At 62.5% G+C, this 18,571-nt stretch carries 20 protein-coding genes; 10 read left to right on the forward strand and 10 right to left on the reverse strand.

Going from position 1 to position 18,571, the window contains the following annotated elements; all coding sequences use genetic code 11:
* Window positions 1–80: 80 nt before the first annotated feature.
* A complete protein-coding gene (locus F3H41_RS18565; protein WP_149740180.1) occupies window positions 81–1,646 on the reverse strand; it encodes an altronate dehydratase family protein in 1,566 nt (521 codons plus the stop codon).
* Window positions 1,643–2,332 (reverse strand): GntR family transcriptional regulator, encoded by a 690-nt coding sequence (locus F3H41_RS18570; RefSeq protein WP_149740181.1) that lies wholly within the window; start codon window positions 2,330–2,332, stop codon window positions 1,643–1,645. The genes F3H41_RS18565 and F3H41_RS18570 overlap by 4 nt, the downstream gene beginning before the upstream one ends.
* 197 nt (window positions 2,333–2,529) lie before the next feature.
* On the opposite strand from F3H41_RS18570, the gene F3H41_RS18575 reads away from it, so the two are divergent.
* The 6 genes from F3H41_RS18575 to F3H41_RS18600 all read left to right on the forward strand — a co-directional run bounded on the left by F3H41_RS18575 (window position 2,530) and on the right by F3H41_RS18600 (window position 7,007).
* Window positions 2,530–3,639 (forward strand): iron-containing alcohol dehydrogenase, encoded by a 1,110-nt coding sequence (locus tag F3H41_RS18575; protein WP_149740182.1) that lies wholly within the window; start codon window positions 2,530–2,532, stop codon window positions 3,637–3,639.
* A gap of 77 nt (window positions 3,640–3,716) precedes the next feature.
* Window positions 3,717–4,751 carry an aldo/keto reductase gene (locus F3H41_RS18580; protein WP_149740183.1) on the forward strand — a complete coding sequence of 345 codons (1,035 nt, stop codon included), beginning with the start codon at window positions 3,717–3,719 and terminating at the stop codon, window positions 4,749–4,751.
* Window positions 4,752–4,790: 39 nt separating this feature from the next.
* Window positions 4,791–5,219, forward strand: a complete 429-nt coding sequence (locus F3H41_RS18585) for an RbsD/FucU domain-containing protein (RefSeq protein ID WP_149740184.1) — start codon at window positions 4,791–4,793, stop codon at window positions 5,217–5,219.
* A 60-nt stretch (window positions 5,220–5,279) separates the two neighbouring features.
* Window positions 5,280–6,107, forward strand: a complete 828-nt coding sequence (locus tag F3H41_RS18590) for an amidohydrolase family protein (protein WP_149740185.1) — start codon at window positions 5,280–5,282, stop codon at window positions 6,105–6,107.
* 226 nt (window positions 6,108–6,333) lie between these two features.
* The gene (locus F3H41_RS18595) at window positions 6,334–6,588 is read left to right on the forward strand and encodes a plasmid stabilization protein (RefSeq protein WP_149740186.1); all 255 of its coding nucleotides are present in this window, start codon (window positions 6,334–6,336) and stop codon (window positions 6,586–6,588) included.
* Window positions 6,585–7,007, forward strand: coding sequence for a type II toxin-antitoxin system VapC family toxin (locus F3H41_RS18600; RefSeq protein ID WP_149740187.1), 423 nt, complete (start codon window positions 6,585–6,587; stop codon window positions 7,005–7,007). The genes F3H41_RS18595 and F3H41_RS18600 overlap by 4 nt, the downstream gene beginning before the upstream one ends.
* A 34-nt stretch (window positions 7,008–7,041) precedes the next feature.
* On the opposite strand, the gene F3H41_RS18605 is transcribed toward F3H41_RS18600, so the two are convergent.
* From F3H41_RS18605 to F3H41_RS18640, 8 genes are all read right to left on the reverse strand, one after another.
* On the reverse strand, window positions 7,042–7,788 hold the full coding sequence (locus F3H41_RS18605; protein ID WP_149740188.1) for an aspartate/glutamate racemase family protein: 747 nt from the start codon (window positions 7,786–7,788) through the stop codon (window positions 7,042–7,044).
* Entirely contained in the window at window positions 7,788–9,092 is a 1,305-nt protein-coding gene (locus F3H41_RS18610) for a TRAP transporter large permease (protein ID WP_149740189.1), read from the reverse strand. Before F3H41_RS18610 ends, F3H41_RS18605 begins: the two co-directional genes overlap by 1 nt.
* A complete protein-coding gene (locus F3H41_RS18615) occupies window positions 9,089–9,658 on the reverse strand; it encodes a TRAP transporter small permease (RefSeq protein WP_149740190.1) in 570 nt (189 codons plus the stop codon). Before F3H41_RS18615 ends, F3H41_RS18610 begins: the two co-directional genes overlap by 4 nt.
* A gap of 29 nt (window positions 9,659–9,687) precedes the next feature.
* Window positions 9,688–10,734, reverse strand: coding sequence for a TRAP transporter substrate-binding protein (locus F3H41_RS18620; protein WP_149740191.1), 1,047 nt, complete (start codon window positions 10,732–10,734; stop codon window positions 9,688–9,690).
* A gap of 308 nt (window positions 10,735–11,042) precedes the next feature.
* Window positions 11,043–11,885, reverse strand: a complete 843-nt coding sequence (locus F3H41_RS18625; protein WP_149740244.1) for a MurR/RpiR family transcriptional regulator — start codon at window positions 11,883–11,885, stop codon at window positions 11,043–11,045.
* A gap of 479 nt (window positions 11,886–12,364) precedes the next feature.
* Window positions 12,365–12,946: an amino acid synthesis family protein gene (locus F3H41_RS18630; RefSeq protein WP_149740192.1), complete on the reverse strand. Its 582-nt coding sequence runs from the start codon at window positions 12,944–12,946 to the stop codon at window positions 12,365–12,367.
* Window positions 12,947–12,962: 16 nt separating this feature from the next.
* Entirely contained in the window at window positions 12,963–14,531 is a 1,569-nt protein-coding gene (locus F3H41_RS18635; RefSeq protein WP_149740193.1) for a GMC family oxidoreductase, read from the reverse strand.
* Window positions 14,532–14,589: 58 nt separating this feature from the next.
* A complete protein-coding gene (locus tag F3H41_RS18640; RefSeq protein ID WP_149740194.1) occupies window positions 14,590–15,261 on the reverse strand; it encodes a GntR family transcriptional regulator in 672 nt (223 codons plus the stop codon).
* 224 nt (window positions 15,262–15,485) lie between these two features.
* On the opposite strand from F3H41_RS18640, the gene F3H41_RS18645 reads away from it, so the two are divergent.
* From F3H41_RS18645 to F3H41_RS18660, 4 genes are read left to right on the forward strand one after another with little or no spacing between them, the layout of a single operon-like run.
* Window positions 15,486–16,256, forward strand: a complete 771-nt coding sequence (locus F3H41_RS18645; RefSeq protein WP_280177053.1) for an alpha/beta hydrolase — start codon at window positions 15,486–15,488, stop codon at window positions 16,254–16,256.
* Window positions 16,257–16,275: 19 nt separating this feature from the next.
* Window positions 16,276–17,415 carry an NAD(P)/FAD-dependent oxidoreductase gene (locus tag F3H41_RS18650; protein ID WP_149740196.1) on the forward strand — a complete coding sequence of 380 codons (1,140 nt, stop codon included), beginning with the start codon at window positions 16,276–16,278 and terminating at the stop codon, window positions 17,413–17,415.
* Window positions 17,416–17,472: 57 nt separating this feature from the next.
* Window positions 17,473–18,063 (forward strand): amino acid synthesis family protein, encoded by a 591-nt coding sequence (locus tag F3H41_RS18655; RefSeq protein WP_149740197.1) that lies wholly within the window; start codon window positions 17,473–17,475, stop codon window positions 18,061–18,063.
* Between the two features lie 27 nt (window positions 18,064–18,090).
* Entirely contained in the window at window positions 18,091–18,549 is a 459-nt protein-coding gene (locus F3H41_RS18660; protein WP_149740198.1) for a YbhB/YbcL family Raf kinase inhibitor-like protein, read from the forward strand.
* Window positions 18,550–18,571 lie beyond the last annotated feature (22 nt).

Here is an 18,571-nt window from a genome sequence, read left to right on the forward strand (position 1 = left end):
TCGTCGGTCGATCCTCATTTCCTTGGCGCCGGAAGCCGGCGCCCTCCTCATCGAATGTCCGGCGCTCCCCGGAAGCGGCGTCACATCACCGCGCCGACCTGCCAGGGTACGAATTCATTGTCGCCGTAACCCAGTTCCTCGCTGACTGTCTGGCGTCCCGAAGCTGTTTCGAGGATACGCGCAAAGATGCGTTCTCCCAGTTCCTCGATCGTTTCGCTGCCCGTCACCACCGTCCCGCAGTCGAGGTCCATGTCCTCTTCCATGTGGCGAAACATTTCGGAATTGGTGGCGAGCTTCAGCGACGGCGCCGGCTTGAAGCCCGCGACCGAACCCCGTCCGGTTGTAAAGCAGATGATGTTGCAGCCGCCGGCAACCTGTCCCGTCACGGCGACGGGGTCGTAGCCGGGCGTATCCATGAAGACGAGACCCTTGGCGGTAACTTTCTCGGAATATTCGTAGACCGCTTCCAGCGTCGTGTTGCCGCCCTTGGCGACGGCGCCGAGCGACTTTTCGAGGATGGTTGTGAGACCCCCTGCCTTGTTGCCGTGCGAGGGGTTGTTGTCCATCTCGGCATTGTTGCGGGTCGTGTAGTCGCGCCACCAGTCGATGCGGTCGAGCAGTTTCTGGGCGACCTCGGGCCGCGCGGCGCGGCGGGTGAGCAGATGTTCGGCGCCGTAGATCTCGGGCGTTTCGGAGAGCACGACGGTGCCGCCATGGCGCACGATGAGATCCGCTGCATGACCGAGTGCCGGGTTGGCGGAAATGCCGGAATAGCCATCGGAGCCGCCGCATTCCAGCGCAACGACGATGCCCGATGCATCCTGCTTTGTGCGCTCTGCCTTTCCGACGATCGGCATCATCTTCTCGACCGCCTCGATGCCGGCGGCGATGGTCTTGCGCGTGCCGCCGGTGGCCTGGATGGTCAGCGTATGGAGCCGGTCGCTTTCGGCCAGCCCCTCGCGCTCCATCAGCGCCGGGATCTGGTTGGTCTCGCAGCCGAGGCCGATCATCAGCACGCCGCCGACATTCGGATGCGTTGCATAGCCCGCGATGGTGCGCGTCAGGTAATCGTAGCCTTCGCCCTTGGTGTTGAGCGCGCAGCCGCCGCCATGGGTGAGCGCGATGACGCCATCGACGCCCGGATAGCGATCCATCACGCCAGGGGCGGAGAAATGCGCGCAGACCGCGCGCGACACAGAGGCGGAACAGTTGACCGAGGAAATGACGACGATGAAATTGCGCGTGCCGATGCGTCCGTCCGGGCGCCTGTAGCCCATGAAAGTCGCCCGCTCTTCAGGCGCGAGAAGATTGACGGGTTTCGCATCCACGCAAAAGGCGTAATCACGGCCAAATTCCCCGACCGTGAGGTTGTGGACATGCACGTGGTCGCCGGCGGGAATGTCCTGCGTGGCGAAGCCGATGATCTGGCCGTACTTCATCACCGCCTCGCCCCTGGCGATCGATTTCAGCGCGATCTTATGACCGCGCGGGATCATGCGCAGGGGCGTGACCCCGTCGATGGCACCGGTTTCGCCAGGGCGAATGGCCGCGCGCGCCACGGCCACATTGTCGGCCGGGTTGAGCAGAATGATCGGAGAAATCGTCGGCGTTGCCGGGGAGGGAAGGCTCGTTGCGTCTGCGCTCATGATGGTACTTTCTCCGTCTCCTCGAGGAAGATGCCTTCCCGGCGGGCAATCAGCCCTGCCATGACCTCGAAGGAGGTTTCCAGATGGATGCGCATGGCCAGTTCCGCCTGATCCGGCTTGCCGCGTTTGACGGCCTCAACGATCTGTCGATGCTGCTCCGTCACGCTCTCGAGATGGCCGGGGATCGGCGAGGAGAGCTGGCGCATGCGATCGAGATCGACCTTGGCCATCGAAATGAATTTCCAGATCCGGTTGAGGCCGGAGCGGCGGGCAATGGCGCTGTGCAGCGCATCGTCCGTGTCGATATAGGTCGTGTGCGCCTTGCGCGCGACGATGGCATCCATGCGCGCGATGATCGCATCGAGCTCTGCGGAACTGGCGGGGTCATCATTTTCCGCGGCCCGCCGCACGCTTTCGACCTCCAGCGCCCGGCGGATGAGAAAGCCCTCCTCGGCACTGCGGACCGAAATGCGGCTCACATAGGTTCCCGAATGCGGGATGACGTTGACGAGGCCCTCGTCCGCAAGCTTCTGGACAGCCTCGCGCACCGGCGTGCGGGACATGCCGGTGGCCGCGCAGATCTCCTTCTCTACGATCGCAGAGCCCGGAGCCATCTCCAGCATCAGGATCGAGCGGCGAAGCATCTCATATATTTGTTGCGCCTTTTGGGCCGGCTTTTCATCCATTGCTGCACCCCTTCACGGAGAGAATTGGCACAATCCGGGAGAATTTGCAAGGTGGAGGGCCGGCAGATTGACAAACTGATATATTGGTTGCAGGGTGCGAGCCAAGAAGAAGGGCGCCGCCGGGGAGTGGCGGTCGGCCTGACGAGGAGAATAAGAATGCGATCGACCCTGCGGCGCGCCGCTGAAGGAGTGCCCCGGTGAGCCTCATCAACTATCTTACCCGAATCGAGTTCGGCGAAGGCGAAATTTCACGGCTCCCGACCTTTCTGGCCGAGCTGGGCGTCAAGCGGCCTTTGATCGCCACTGATCGTGGTCTTGTGGCAACCGGCGTCGTTGCCCGCATCCTCGACCTCGTGCCGGATGCCGTGGTCTTTGACGGCACGCCGGCCAATCCGACCGAAGAGGCGGTGATGGAAGCGCATGCCGTCTACCTCGGCGGAGACTGCGACGGCATTGTCGGCATCGGCGGCGGTTCGTCCCTCGATCTCGCCAAGGCGGTCCGCATCCTCACGGGCCATCCGGCACCGCTTGGCCAATACGCGGCCGTCAACGGCGGCGTGAAGCTGATCCACAACCGCATCTGTCCCCTCATCGCGGTGCCGACGACCTCCGGCACCGGCTCGGAGGTCGGCCGCGCCGCCGTCATCATCACTGCCGATGGCCGCAAGCTCGGGCTGCTCTCGCCCTACAATCTGCCGACCATCGCGCTTTGTGACCCGGAGCTGACCTACGGCCTTCCGCCGAAGCTGACGGCGGCAACGGGCATGGATGCCATTTCGCATTGCCTCGAAACCTATATGGCGCCGGCCTTCAACCCGCCGGCCGAGGCCATCGCCCTCCATGGCCTCGATTGCGGGCTCTCCGCCATTGAGAAGGCGACCGCCGACGGAACGGACAAGGTAGCACGGCGCGACATGATGGTCTGTGCACTGGAAGGCGCCATGGCCTTCCAGAAGGGTCTTGGTGCCGTACACGCGCTGACGCACCCACTCGGCGCCATTCGGTCGCTCAACCTGCATCACGGAACACTGAACGCCGTGCTGATGCCCGAAGTGCTGCGGTTCAACCGCCCGGTGATCGGTGGGAAGTGGGATGTGCTGGCGGCGCGCATGGGCGGCGAACCGGATGGGGTGATCGCGGCGCTGAACCAGCGGATCGGGATGCCCTCCGGCCTTGCCGAGATGGGTGTGACCGAGGCGATGATGGAAGAGGTGTCACATGCGGCGCTGAAGGACCATTGCCACGCCACCAATCCGCGTCTCGCCACGCAGGAAGACTATCTTGAGATCCTTCGCCGCTCCGCCTGAGTGGGGGAGCCGGCTGCGGGGCGGCACGCGCCGCTCCTTTCGATGCCGCTGACATGCAGGACAGGACGACGACTGCCATGACCATTACCGCCACGACACCGCGCCCGATCGGCAAGACGGGCCTTTCGATCACCGCGCTGGGCTTCGGCACGGCGCCGCTGGGTGGCCTTTATGCCGACGTGCCGACGAGCCAGGCCGTGGAGGTCATCGAAGCGGCCTGGAATGCCGGCATCCGCTATTTCGATACGGCCCCCATGTATGGCCTGACGCGGGCCGAACATCTGATGGGCCAAGTGCTGCGCGCGCATGAGGGCGAATTTGCCCTGTCCACAAAAGTTGGACGCCTGATGACCAACCAGCGCGCCGGGCGCGAACTTCCGCCCGAACCGCCGAAAAATCCGCTCGATCCCGGCTGGTGGAACGGCCTTCCGTTCCGCGAGGTCTTCGACTACAGCTACGACGCCATCATGCGCAGCTATGACGACAGTCAGCAGCGGCTCGGCATGCGCAAGATCGACCTTCTCTACGTGCATGATATCGGCCGCGTGACGCATGCCGACCTGCACGACCATCACTGGGATCAGCTGACCAAGGGTGGCGGGTTCCGGGCGCTTCAGGAGCTGAAAGCCGCCGGCGACATCAAGGGCTTCGGTCTTGGGGTCAACGAATGGGAAGCCATCCGCGACGCTCTGGAGGAAACCGACCTCGATTGCTGCATGCTGGCCGGGCGCTATTCTCTGCTCGATCGCGATGCTGCTGATACGTTCCTGCCCTTGGCACAAAAGCGCGGTGTCTCGCTGGCGCTCGGTGGCGTCTACAATTCCGGCATTCTCGCCGCGCCGAAAGGCGGGAGGCGCAAGTTCAACTATGCCGATGCCGACCCGGTCGTGGTGGCCAAGGTCGAAGCCCTGCGGAACGTTTGCGACACGTACGATGTCCCGCTTGCCGCCGCCGCCATCCGTTTCCCCATGCGCCATCCGGCCGTGACGGCCGTCGTGATCGGTGCCAAGACGGCAAGCCAGTTGCGCCAGAATGTCGAATGGTTCGACACGCCGCTGCCCGAAGCGATCTGGGCCGATCTCGACGCTGCGCTCGCTTCCGTTCGTGCCTGACCGCAAGACCCTCCTCACAAGACCCCCAAGGAACCGACCATGCTGAAAAACATCAATCCCCTGCTGACGGGCCCGCTGCTCGCCATTCTCGCCGACATGGGCCACGGCGACGAGATCGTCATCGCCGACGCCAATTTCCCTGCCGATGCCGTGGCGCAGCGCCTCATCCAGATGCCCGGCATTTCCGCGACCGAGGTTCAGGAAGCCATCCTCTCGGTCTTCCCGCTCGATGATTTCGTCGATCAACCGACGGCCGTGATGCGTGTGCCGGAAGGCAATGGCCGAGCGCCGGTCTACGATGAATTCGATGCGATCTCGGCCGCCGCCGAGGGCAAGACCATTGGCCTCGAACTCATCGACCGCTTCGCCTTCTATGATCGTTCCAAGGAGGCCTATGCGGTCGTTTCCACCGGCGAGCGCCGTCTCTATGCCAATATCATCCTCAAGAAGGGCGTCATCCGCGCCTGATCGGTGTGCGGCCGGTACCCTTCCGGCCGCCCTTGCCCCCTTTCAAACCGGAGAAAACCGATGCTGGACGCCCATCAGCACTTCTGGACCGTGGAACGTGACGACTATGGCTGGCTGACGCCGGACCTCAAGCCGCTGTTTCGCGATTTCGGTCCGACCGATCTTGCGCCCCTGATGCGCCAGGCCGGTATCAACCGGACGATCCTCGTCCAGGCGGCCGAGACGGAAGCCGAGACCGATTATTGTCTGCGTCTTGCCCGGGAGACCGATTTCGTGGCCGGCGTCGTCGGCTGGCTCGACATGCTCTCGGACAGCTTTGTCTCCCGGCTCGATTACTATCAGGCCCAGCCGAAATGGATCGGACTGCGCCCCATGCTCCAGGGGCATGACCCCGCCATGATCGCCGATCCCGCCTTCCGCGCCGCGCTGTCGGAAGTTGCGCGCCGCGACATTCCCTTCGACATCCTGACCTTCCCGCGCCATCTGCCGGCCATCCGGGAGGCGCTCGCTGCTACGCCGGGCCTGCGCGGCATCATCGATCACATCTCCAAGCCTGACATGACAAATCCCGACATGGGTGACTGGGCCAGCCACATGTCGGCGATCGGCGCCCTGCCAAATATTTTCTGCAAGATCTCCGGTCTCGTGACGGAAGCCGGCGCCGACTGGACGATTGATCGGATCCGCCCCTTTGTCCGCCATGTCGCGGGTGCCTTCGGCCCCGATCGCCTCGTTTTCGGCACGGACTGGCCCGTCTCCACCCTCGCAGCCACCCACGAAGAGGTCGTTGATCTCGCAAAGAACCTGCTCGGCGAACTCTTCGGCCCCGAGGACCTGGCGAAGATTTTCGAGGCAAACGCGGTGCGCTTCTATAAGCTGCCGGCCTGACGCTCTGCTGGAGGAACGGAAAGGTAGCCGGTACGGATCGACTACCTGCCGGTCTCCTGCCCGCCATCTTTCAAAAGGCGCAGTTCGTTAGAGCGCGTACCACTTGGGCCAGCACGTCCGAGGCAAGTTTGGCTGGATGCACGGCGTCGTTGACGTACGGCTTGAAGTTCCTTTGCATTTTTCATATTTTGATATCAAAGCTATCAAGTGAATTGAGGTGCTATCGATGCCGGCAGTCACCATTCGCAACCTTTCGGACGAGACCCATCGTGCTCTGCGGGTGCGCGCTGCCCATCATGGCCGGAGTACCGAAGCCGAGATCCGTGAGATTCTTGAGGCCGCTGTGCGTCCTCCCGAGCGTATCAAGCTCGGATCTGTGCTGACGGCCATTGGTCGCGAGGCCGAACTGTCCGAAAGCGACGTTGACGCCCTGCAGAAGAGCCGCGACAAGACGGCTGCCGTACCGATGACGTTCGGATGATCTTGCTTGACACCAACGTCATCTCCGAGCCTTGGAAACCGGTTCCCGAGCAGGCGGTGATTGCGTGGCTGGACGCACAAGTTCTCGAAACGCTTTTCATATCCGCAATAGCGATTGCCGAACTTCGTTTTGGGATCGCTGCCATGCCTTCCGGGAAACGGCAGACGATCCTTCGCGACCGCCTTGAAAGCGAAGTTCTGCCGTACTTTTCAGGGCGCATTCTCTCCTTTGATCTCGCCAGTTCTCAGTTTTACTCGGACCTCATGGCGCGCGCCCGAGCTTCTGGGAAAGCGATCGGGACAGCGGATGGCTACATTGCAGCCACGGCGGCGGCAAATGGCCTCGCGATCGCAACGCGCGACACCAGCCCGTTCGAGGCCGCCGGCTTGAGGGTGATCAATCCCTGGCCGAGAGGATGAAAGTGCGCGCGTCAGGACCACACATCAATTGTCATCAAGGGCTGGGCTCAGATTCCGCGTCGACCTTGCTTGAACACGGCTCATGATCATGGCCCCTGAGGGAAGCCAACCCTTCCGCCATTTTAATGGCAGCAGCGACGCCATCGATCACGGGAAGGCCAAACTGCTGCTCAAGGTCATTTGCGCGTCCGGTCAAGCCGCCTGATCCAAGCAGAATTGCTTTCGCACCGTCCTGGTCGACTGCTGCGCGCACCGCAGACAGGATAAGCCTCTCCGTATCGCTGTCTCCGCCCGCGGCTGCAGCGACACCCACACCTGCTGCTCGAACCGTGCAAATATCGGCAGCCCCGTAGCGAGCCAGCAAACGGTGGATGCCGGGCACGGCGGCGTGGACCGTGGTGATGATGGAGAACCGCGCCCCCATGGTGCGCGCCGCAGCAATCCCCGCCTCGCAGGTCCCCACGACCGGAACGCCCGTCATGGCGCGGGTTTCAAACAGCGCGATATCGTCAAAGCAGGCAAAGACATAGGCGTCATAGCGATTGTTGAGCGTGTGGCGCACGAGGTCCAGCACTCGGGGCTCGGCGGCGTGGCGATGCGCCACAGTCTCGATGGAAAATGGCCCTTCCGCCGGGTTCACAACGGATACCGAGGTCTGTGGCGTGACGATTGCTTCTGCAACTTTTCGCACGCGTTGCGTGACTGTCGGATTGGTGTTGGGGTTGATCACGAGGAGGCGCCGTTGCGGAGCCCTCTTTTTGGAGAACGCGAGGCTGTTCATCACCGACCCGCCAGAATGTTTGGAAGCCACAAAACGATACCGGGGAAGAACATCAAGACGATAGCAAAGACCATCATGATGACCACGTAGGGGACAGCCCCCTTGATCACCTCGCTGTAGGGGCCGCCGTCGATGCGCACTCCCTGCACAACGAACAGGTTCATGCCGACGGGCGGGGTGATCAGCGCCACCTCGCACATGATGACGATAAAGATGCCGAACCAGACCGGATCTATGCCGGCGGCAATCACGATCGGGATGACGATCGGCACCGTCAGAACCAGCATCGACATGGCGTCCATGAAGGTGCCGAGCACCATGTAGAATACCAGCAGAACGAAGAGCAAAGCGATCTGGCTCAGATCGAAGGATGCGATCCATTGTGTCATGGCCTGCGCGGCGCCAGTCATGGAAATCGTGACATTGAGCAACAGGGCGCAGACCAGCACGATCATCACCATCCCACTGGTTTTGGCAGCCTGGATCGAGCAATTCGCCAGCAGCTCGAAAGTGAGGCGACCGTTGAGCCCGACGAAGAGCAATGCGATGACGACGCCAATGGCCGCCGATTCTGTGGGCGTTGCCAGACCGCCATAGATCGAGCCCATGACGACGCCGAAGATGATGAAGGGCGGGATCAGGTGTTTGCCGAGTGCCAGCTTTTGGCGGAGCGGCATGTCGATCAGATCTTTCGCCTCCGCTCCCGCCTTGCCGTGAAACAGGAAGATATAGACGGAGAAGCAGAGCGCCATCAGGATGCCAGGCACCACGCCAGCGGCAAAGAGTTGGCCAACAGACGTATTGGCCAGCGACCCGTAGACCAAAAGGTTGACGCTCGGCGGAATGAGGATGCCGAGTGTGCCACCGGCAGCCAGGGAGCCAAGCGATGGCTGCATAGGATATTTGTATTGCTGCAACGCCGGCAGTGCAATGGTGCCGACAGTGGCCGCAGTTGCGACCGACGACCCGGAGGTTGCGGAAAACAGCGTGCAGGTTGCGATATTGGTGTGAAGCAGTCCACCTGGCAGCCGGGCAAGCCAGACCGCAAGCGCATCGAACATCCGGTCGGCAATGCCGCCCCGCAGGAGCAATTCCCCCAGCATCATGAACAGCGGGATGGCGAGCATGGACGGGCTGTTGAGACTTGACCAGATGACGCCGCCCATCATGTCGACGAGTGGCATGCCATACATGAGGTAGCCACCCAGCGCGCCGACGGCAATGATTGCTACAGCGACAGGAAAACTCAGAAACATCAGGACCAGCATGGCCGTGAAGCCGATGCCCACAACAGCGATGCTCATTGCTTTGCTCCTTCGCGCTTCTTGAGGTCTTCGAGTTCGGCCTGAAGTTCTTGCTGGGCGGAGACCGGGCCGAAGTGTCGGTTGAGCATCTGCCACTCGCCGCGCGCCATCAGCATCGCGGCCCTGCTGGCAAAGACGAGTGCGGCAAGGGGGAAGGTCGCCATGGCGACGAGCCATATGGTCTGCGGATAGATCAGCGGTGTCGCCCAGGGTGTCTGGGCGATCGACCGGTAGGTCTGGGTATCGATCACCGTATCGACGGTGAAGTAGAAGAAATATCCTGCCAGGAGTGCGATGGTGATCGCCGATAGGCCGTTCAGAACGGCTTGAGCCGCTTTCGGCATCATCGCCGTCAACTGGTTGATGCGGATATGGGAGTTCTCCACGAGCGCCACGGTGAAGGCGAGCGGGGCGGCAATGGCAATCGCGTAGCCGCCCAACTCATCGATCCCTCCCAGCGAATAGGAGAAGAACTTTCGCAGCAGTGTCTCGGCCGTAATGGCGAGAGACAGAAGGATCATCATGACCCCGAATGTTATGCCGAGTATGCGTGCATAGGTCTGCATGGGTTCTTCTCCATAGCCGGTCAATCGTGTCAGAGGCCGAGTTCTACGCCGACCGACTTCTTCCATTCCGCTTCGCAATCGGGAGCGACGGCGTTGCACTGCTTGGCCCAGGTCGGCAGAGAGACCTCGCCAACAGCAGCAGCGACGGTCTTGAGATCGGCTTCGGAGACCGCAGCCTCGACAAGTTTGTACGGCTTGCCGCGTTCGCACGGCGTCTGCCCGGTATTGCAGCGCATGGCGTCTTCGTAGAGCTCCTTGGAAAAGGCCCAGATCTCGGTGTTGAGTTCGCCGATTGCGGCAGTCAGTTTCTCCTGCTGCTCGGGCGTGAACTTGTTCCAACTGTTCAGGTTGATGGCGTAGCCGTTGACCGCAAGCTGCAGGGCGACCGGCAGAACCGTGGTTGTGGCCTCAGGCCAGCCGCCTGAGTTTGCCGAGGCCGGGCCGGTGATGGCGCAATCGACCACGCCGCGTGAAAGGGACTGTTGCACCTCGCCGAATGGCATGGAGATGCCCGTGGCGCCAAGTTTGGCGACAAAGTTTGCAGCACTCTGGTCGCCGACGCGGACCTTCATGCCCTTGAGGTCGGCCAGGCCTTTGACTTCAGGCTTGCAGAAGATGACCTGCGGACCAGCCGGCCACACGCCCAGAAGTTTGGCGTTGAACTGGCTTTCCAGCCGGGTGCTGACATAGCCGCTGAATGCGTCGATATGTTTCTTGCCGGCCTCGAAGCTGGTGTTCAAGCCAACGAGATCGAGACCCAAGACGGAGGGTTCGTCACGGCTGACCTGGGGACCGCGGATCGAAACGATGTCGAACAGGCCCGACTTCAGAATGCGCAGCCCATCGGTATCGGGAATGCCGGCGACGTCAACGGGCAGGTACTCGACCTTGATATCGAGCCCGGTCTTCTCGGCCAGCGCCGCGAAGAATGGCTGTTCCTTCTGCTGGGCGATGAGACCCGATCCTGAGGGCTGCCCCAACACGCGCAGCGTGATGGTTTCGGCCTGTGCCGCACAGAACAACGAGGTGGAAAGCAACAAGGAACTCGCCAGGGTGATCATGAAGCGGTTGAGCATGCGATTATCCTTTCTTGGCCAAGAGGCACGGTGTTCAGAAATTCAAATTCACACTTTCGGACGCGACCGACTTCGGGGAGACATCGACGTTGCCAGTGCATGAAATTCCAGCAGTCCGTTCCCCAGCGTCTTAGGCGCCTTTCAGTGCCGATATGGAATGCAGATTTCATGCCATATTGAGTGAAACCAAAGTTTCACATTTTTGAACAGTCACTTAGTCCTAGAATGCCGCGCATACGTTCGTGAAACGGGATTTTCTTCAGATTAAATAATGGGCCGATCTTTTCATGATCGTGCACAAAAGCCGCTCACAGCTCTTCGAGGCTATCGTTCAACACTTCGATGCCACGGAGCCGGTTGCGCCCCGAAACGCCGGAGATTTCGATACAGCGGGTTGTGATGAGATGGCACAGGGCCATAACCGATACGTGGTTGAACAAGGGGCCGGGAGCGAGCGTGTGGCATCGGAAATGCCAGGTGGCGCTGGAGAGAAAAGCGACCCCTTCGTCCGTCACGTAGAGCAGTCTCGCCTTGGACTTTTCAATCTGCCCGAGGACAAGGTCCATACGGGCAATGCGCCGACGCAGGCCGAAGACGATCACCACATCGTCTTCGGCAAGGCTTACAAGGTGCTCGCCAAGGGTCTGGCCACCGGCGGGAATGGCGACGATGTTCTCCACAACCTGTGTCAGTTGCCACTGCAAATAGCTTGCGAAGGGATGACTGGCGCGAAAGCCCACCACCCAGACCTTGCGCGCCTGGAGAATTGCAGAGGCCGCAGATGAGATCTGACTGTCCGATATGGCGAGGAAGGTCGCTTCAAGGTTGGCAACGCCCTGCGCCACATGCGCTGCAACCGACTGTTCAGCGCCGGCATCCGCCGCCGTGGTCAGGAACAGCCGAGAACCGGTCTGCTTTTCCGCTCGCGCGTGGCGCCGCGCTTCATCATAGTTCTCATAGCCAAGGCGCTGGACAAAGCGCGAGACGGTCGCCTTGGACACATGGGCAAGGGCCGCTAATTCCTGTGCCGAATAACTTGCCAGTTCGCCGGGAAAATCGCAGACAAATTCGCCCAGGCGTCGTTCAGCTGGATGGAGGCGCGGCAAGATCTGGCGAACTCGGGTCAGAAACGATTGCTCTTTTGTGCGCACAGCTGATCCCATGAAATTGGAGTTTCACGGCTCTGGTTGTGATGCGCTTGGATCGAGATGGCAAGTAGGTCAGTGTCGACAACTGCCGCTATCCTGGAAAACCGGAAGGTCGCTCAGATTTCTTGCCGCTGCGCTCCAAGTCGAAATGATCTTGAATGAGATCAGCGGCATGCGCGGCAGGAGCGAGGGCCGTTGGAGCAGTCGGCCGTGACGCGAATGGCCTCGCTTTCGTCAGCACCGCCGCCGCGTCATCGCGTGCGACCACCCTGAGTGCGGCACTGAGGGGGGCGTCGCTGAGCAGCCAGGCGGCGGCTTCTGCATCGAAAGGCTGCATCGTCCGCTTTCGATCGACCTCTCGACTGCGTGTCCTGTCACCTGCAAGCCGTTGCCTTGGTTCGGATTATTGATTTGCGCCGAGAACTCACGCCATTCCCTCGATCCCGGATGAGCCATCAGCGGAGGCCACCGAACCGGCTTTCTCAGCGCTGCCCGTCATCACCGATGACGGACTGCTTCTCAAGCCCGCCGACACGGGCGTTGGGTCTGCCGCTGGTGCCCATGACGAGGGCGAAGAGGATTTCGTCAGGCCGCGGCGCGTCCTGAATGCCGATCTCCATGCTGTTGAAGTGGCTGCGGACGTAGCAGGCATGGATGTAGTGCACGGGCACCATCAGGCGATACCCAGAAGCGGCGACCGCCTTGTTGGCCGGCACGAGGGCCTTTGGCTGATCGAGGACCGCGCGCATGGCCCAGCCGCCGGCCTCGTGCCACACGGCGCCGTGCTCGATTTCGCCATTCACCCCGACGATCGCTGCCTTTCCGTAGACTTCGATCTGCGCCTTGCCGCCGAGCGCATCAACGAGTTCGTTCGCAAGCTCCGTTCCGAGGCTGCGCAGCTCGGCCATGAAAGGCATGAGATCGTCCACATAGACGCCGGCGAACGGATTTTTCACCACGGCTGCTGCGGACGCCATGCGCAACGGGGTCTGCGGGGCGGGGCCCATCTCGTGATAAATGGTCTCGATCGTCAGGCTTTTCTTGCGGATTTTAATCTGCGACATGCTCTTCTTCCGTGCGTCATGGGGTGGGGGCCAGTTGCGTGGTGTAGCTGACGGCAAAGGATTCGGCGATCGCAAGCACGGCGGCATGAATGGGACCTGCGGTCAGGCTCGGCATGACGGATGCATCGACCACGTGAATATTGTCGAGCGCGCGAAGGCGCAGCCTATCATCGACAACAGCGCCCTCGTCCTTGCCCATGCGGCAGGTGCCGCAGGGATGGTGATGGGTGATGACGGCATGGGCGATGAAGTCGTCGATTTCCGCCCGCGTCGTCATGCGCGCTGGCAGCAGTTCCTCCGCGCGCCACCCGTCGAGATGTGGATGGTGACCGATGGTACGGGCAGCCTCGAGCGCCTGGCGAAACAAGGCGCGATCCTGTTCTGTCTGCAGGTAGCAGGGATCGATGACGAGCCGGTCGGAAAGATCGGGGCCGCTGATCCGGATGGTGCCGCGGCTGGTGGGATGGGTGACGCCGAACAGGAGCGAGAAGGCGCCGCCGGGCGCGGGTGCGACGAAGCGTTCCGAGACGATAGGGGCCACGCCGCAACCAACGACGATATCCGGTTTGCCCGTCTCTGCAAAACTGCCGGCGCGCATATAGGCCATGGATTCGGAGTGCTGGAGGCGTGAGGGCGGCAGGGGCCGGCGCGTGGCATAGAGATTGCCGGCGCCAAGCAGGTGATCCTGAAGATTGCGGCCGATCTCGCCGATATTGATCAGACAGGGCACGCCGGCATCCGTGAGGACGGCTTCGGGGCCAATGCCGGAGCGCATGAGCAGGGCCGGGCTTTCGAGAGCCCCCGCGCACAGAATAATCTGATCGCCGGTCACGGTTGTCGGTCCGGAAGGGCCGAGGAGGTCCAACGTCCGCGCGACATGGCCTTCGAGCCTGATCTTCAGCACCTGATGCCCGGTGAGGATTGTCAGATTGGGTCGCGCCCGTACCGAAGGCGTCAGCCAGGCGTCCGCTACGGTAACGCGTCGGCCATCGCGGATGTTCAGCGAATTCGGCGTCACGCCGATCATGCGGCCGCTGTTGTGGCCGGCAAGACGCTCCAGCCCGAGGGCGGCGCCGGCCTCCATGAAGGCGGTTGCGACCGGGCTCACCTCGTCGGATGGCAGGTAGACCGGCATCGGACCTGCGGCGCCGTGGATGCCGTCGCCGCCGAGCGGATGGCTCTCGTTGGCCATGAAAAAAGGAAGAAGCCCCTCCCAACTCCAGCGCGGATTGCCGGTCGCATCGGCCCAGGCGGCGAAGTCGTCCGGATGGCCGCGCATATATCCCATGGCATGCAGGCAGCTCGAACCACCGACGACCTTGCCGCGCGCCCAGTGATGCGCGCGCCCGGCGGTGCCGGCCTGTGGTTCGGTCACGTAATCCCGGTCATAGCTCCGGCCCTGCAGCGCGGGCCAGGCGGCGGGCTTCCAGATGTCGGGGTCTTCCGGCTCGGTTCCGGCTTCGATCAGGATGACCCGGCAGCTGGAATCCGCGCTGAGGCGTGCCGCGAGCAGCGCCCCGGCCGAGCCGCCTCCGACAATGACCACATCATGGCCGGAATTGCTCGTCCGCTCCATCTTGTTCATTTCAATCCTCCTGAAGACCGCCTCGCGAACTGTGCAGGGCGTTGCCAGTAAGGTGCCGTCAGGCGCCTTGCTCCATCGCGGCCTTCGCGGCGGCTTTCGCGCGTACCAGGTGGCGATGGGCTGCCTTGCGGGCGGCCTTCTCGTCGCCGGCCGCGATGGCCTCGTAGATCTGCGTCATTTCGACAAGGCTGCTCTGCGCGCGACCCTCGAGCGACATGGAGCGTCCGCGGAAAAAGCTGATCCGGGCCAGCAGTCCACGATGCACTTCCTCGATGATCGGATTTCCGCAATTGGCCAGGATGATGGCATAGAACTCGGCCGCCGCCATGACCCGTGCATAGCTGTCATCGCTTGAGGCTGCCTCGCGAAATGCGATCAGCGACGCCTCGAGGGCGGCGAGCTTTTCCTTGGTGATCAGCTTGGCGCAGCGCCCTGCCGCCTCGATTTCTAGAAGTTCGCGCACTTCGTAGATCGCGGTCGCCTCTTCCCATGTCAGCGTCGGCATGGAAGGGCCGCGGTTCGGAATGATCTCGATCAGCCGTTCCGCCTCTAGACTGCGCAGCGCCTCTCTCAGCGATGGCCGGCTGACACCGAGTTCGGCGCAGAGCTGGCTTTCGACGAGGCGCGCACCGGGCTGGAACAGGCCCGAAAAGATTGCCTGCCGCAGTTTCTCGACGGTCTCCTGCTGCACGGTTCGAGGTGAAATCCGCAGATTCAGAACCGGCTTCATGCATGGGCCTCGCTGGCGTTTCGATGGTGTTCTTGCGTGTATTTCTAATCTGTACTCGCCTTAATGTCATTTTGCAAGATTGAAAGAATGTCTGACAATCTGGTTGACGCCCATGGGAAAGTGTGGTCCTTTTTGCCCAACAAAACAAACAAGGGGAGCGTTAGATGGGGGCGGATTTGCCTTACCGACGACTCGCGTCACGACGGATCGACATCGGTCGAACCGTGCTGAATATCCGGGAAGAGGGCGAGGGCCCGCTGATGCTGTTCCTGCACGGCATCACCGCCAACTCCGCCGTTTTCGCGCCGCTGATGGCGGATTTTTCGAGCCGCTTCCGCACGGTCGCGGTCGACCAGCGCGGTCACGGCCTCAGCGACAAGCCGCAGGCTGGTTACGAGGCCGACGACTACGCAGAAGACATCGCCGCGCTGATCCGAACCCTCGATCGCGGGCCGGCGATCCTGATCGGTCATTCGCTCGGTTCGCGCAATTCGGTCACGGCCGCGGCCCGTCATCCGGCCTTGGTGCGCTCGGTGGTCGCCATCGATTTCACGCCGTTCATCGAGCCCGAGGTCTTCGATGCACTGGAAGCGCGTGTCAACGCCGGCGATCAGGCATTCGAAAGCCTGGAGGCCGTCGAGGCCTATCTTGCCCGGCGCTATCCCAACATTCCAGAAGGGGCGATCCGCACGCGCGCGGCCAGCGGCTACGAGCGAGGCGCCGACGGCTACCGCCCATTAGCATCGCCCTCCGCCATGGCCCAGACCGCAAATGGTCTGCGTGCCGATCTTTCGCCCGCCTACCGGGCGGTGACGCGGCCCGTGCTTCTCGTAAGGGGTGGCGAGAGCAAGCTCGTCTCCACTGATGCGCTCGCCAAGACCAGTGCCCTGAGGCCCGACATGCCGGTCGTCGTCGTTCCCGGCGCCGACCACTATGTCAACGAGGTGTCGCCCGACGTCACCTCACGCGCAATCACCAATTTCATCGACGCTTGAGATAGACGGAAAACGTGACATGACCAACATCAACAAAAGCTCCACGCGGTCGCGCCGCGCCGAAGTTGCAGGCGGCGGCTTTGCCGGCCTGACCGCCGCAATTGCCCTGCGCCAGAACGGCTGGGACGTGCGTCTGCACGAAAGAAGCAATGAACTGCGCGCCTTCGGGGCCGGTATCTATCTCTGGCACAACGGCTTGCGGGTGCTGGAAGGTGTCGGCGCCTTGAACGAGGTGCTGGAGGGCTCGCACACCCCGCCGACCTACGAGACCTGGATGCACAACAAGTCCGTCTCGAAGGAGACCTTCAAGGGTCTGCCCTGGCGCGTCATGACGCGCAGCCATTTGCACAATGCGCTGGTGAACCGGGCCAAGGCGGTGGGCGTCGAGATCGCCGTCAATTCCGAGGCCGTCGCCGCGGATCCGGCGGGCCGGCTGACATTGCAGACGGGCGAGGTCATCGAAGCGGACCTGATCGTCGGCGCCGACGGCGTCGGTTCGAAGGTGCGCGATTCCATCGGTTTCCAGCAGGAGCGCTGGGGCTCGAAGGACGGCATCATCCGGCTGATCGTGCCGCGCAAGAAGGCGGAGCTCGGCCATGGCGAATGGGACAACACCATCGACATGTGGAACTTCTGGCCGCGGGTCCAGCGCATCCTCTATTCGCCCTGCAACGAGAACGAGCTTTATCTCGGCCTGATGGCACCGTCCGACGATCCGCGCGGATCGCGCGTGCCGCTCGATCTCGAGGTCTGGGTGGAGATGTTCCCGTTCCTGGAGCCGTGCCTTGTCGAGGCCGCGAAACTCCAGAGCGCCCGCTACGATCGCTACGAGACGACCAAGCTCGATCGCTGGACCGCCGGCAAGGTTGCGCTGGTGGGCGATGCCGCGCATGCCATGTGCCCGGCGCTGGCGCAGGGTGCGGGCTGCGCCATGGTCAATGCCTTCAGCCTTGCCCAAGACGTTGCCGCCGAAGGCTCCGTCGAGGATGCCCTGCTCGCGTGGGAAAGGCGCATCCGCCCGATCACGGACCGCACGCAGCAGATCTCCGCCGATTACGCGGCCAACCGGTCGCTTTCCAAGGGCAACATGTTCACGCCCGAAGCGCTCGAAGCCGCCCGCTACGACCCCATCAACCGCGTCTATTCCTGGCCCCAGTAAGGTCCTCAAAACACATGCGCGGCCAGATCCAGTCATCCACCTCGTGAGGAGATCGAGATGAATTATTCCAGACAGGTTGAACAAGATTACGAGGTGCGGGGATGGTTCTCCTCCGTGCAGGAAATCTGCCATGACGGTGGCGCGCCGGGCGACAGCCTCCTGCGCGTCGCCACCGGCGTCATCATCCGCAATCCCTTCGCGGGCAAGTTCGTCAGCGATCTCAGCCCGCTGACAAATCCGAGTGCCGCGATCGGCCATGCGCTCGGGCAGCGCGCGGTCGCGCTTCTGGGCGGACGGCCGGTCGAAAGCTACGGCAAGGGCGGCATTGCGGGCACGGCCGGCGAGCAGGAGCATGTCGTTGCCTGCATCACCACCACCTTCGGCAACCCGCTGCGCGAGCAGGTGGGGGGCGGGGATGCCTGGATATCCTCCGTCAGCAAAGTGGCAGCCGCCGGGACCTCCATCGATATTCCGCTGGCGCACAAGGACGAGCTTTACATCCGCTCGCATTACGACGCGATCACCTTCTGCGTGCCGGATGGACCGCGTCCCGACGAAATCCTGATCTGTGTCGCCGTAGCCAGCGGTCCGCGCGTGCATCAGCGCGTCGGCGGCAAGACCGTCGCGGACCTCGTGGCTTCCACCTGAGCCGTCCCGAAACAAAGGAACACATTCATGCCTCTCAATATCAAAGACCTGAAGATCACCTCCTCGGATTTCGAGCCGCTCGGTCGTCTGCGCGACGAACATGCCGGCGACAAAGGCAACGTGCTGCCGAAGCTCACCGTCAGCGGCGTTCCGGCCGGCACCAAGGAGTTGGCCGTGATCTGCCACGACCCGGATGCGCCGCTCGCCAACGGGTTCACGCACTGGACCGTCTACGGGATCGATCCGACCGCCACCGACCTCTCTGACGCGCAGGAGAAATACCGCGTCGGTCCGAATGGCGGCGGTGACAAGCAGTATTACGGACCGCAGCCGCCGGCCGGTCACGGCATCCATCACTACTACTTCTGGGTCTACGCCCTCGACACCCATGTCGAGGGAGCGCCGACGCGCGAGGAGTTCCTCGCGGCCTATGCCGGGAACATCATCGAGCAGAACCGGATCGTCGGTCTTTACGAGAACAGGTGAACAGGAACGCCGCGGCGCCGGT

The sequence above is a fragment of the Rhizobium sp. RU20A genome (assembly GCF_900155885.1).
Lineage (GTDB): Bacteria > Pseudomonadota > Alphaproteobacteria > Rhizobiales > Rhizobiaceae > RU20A.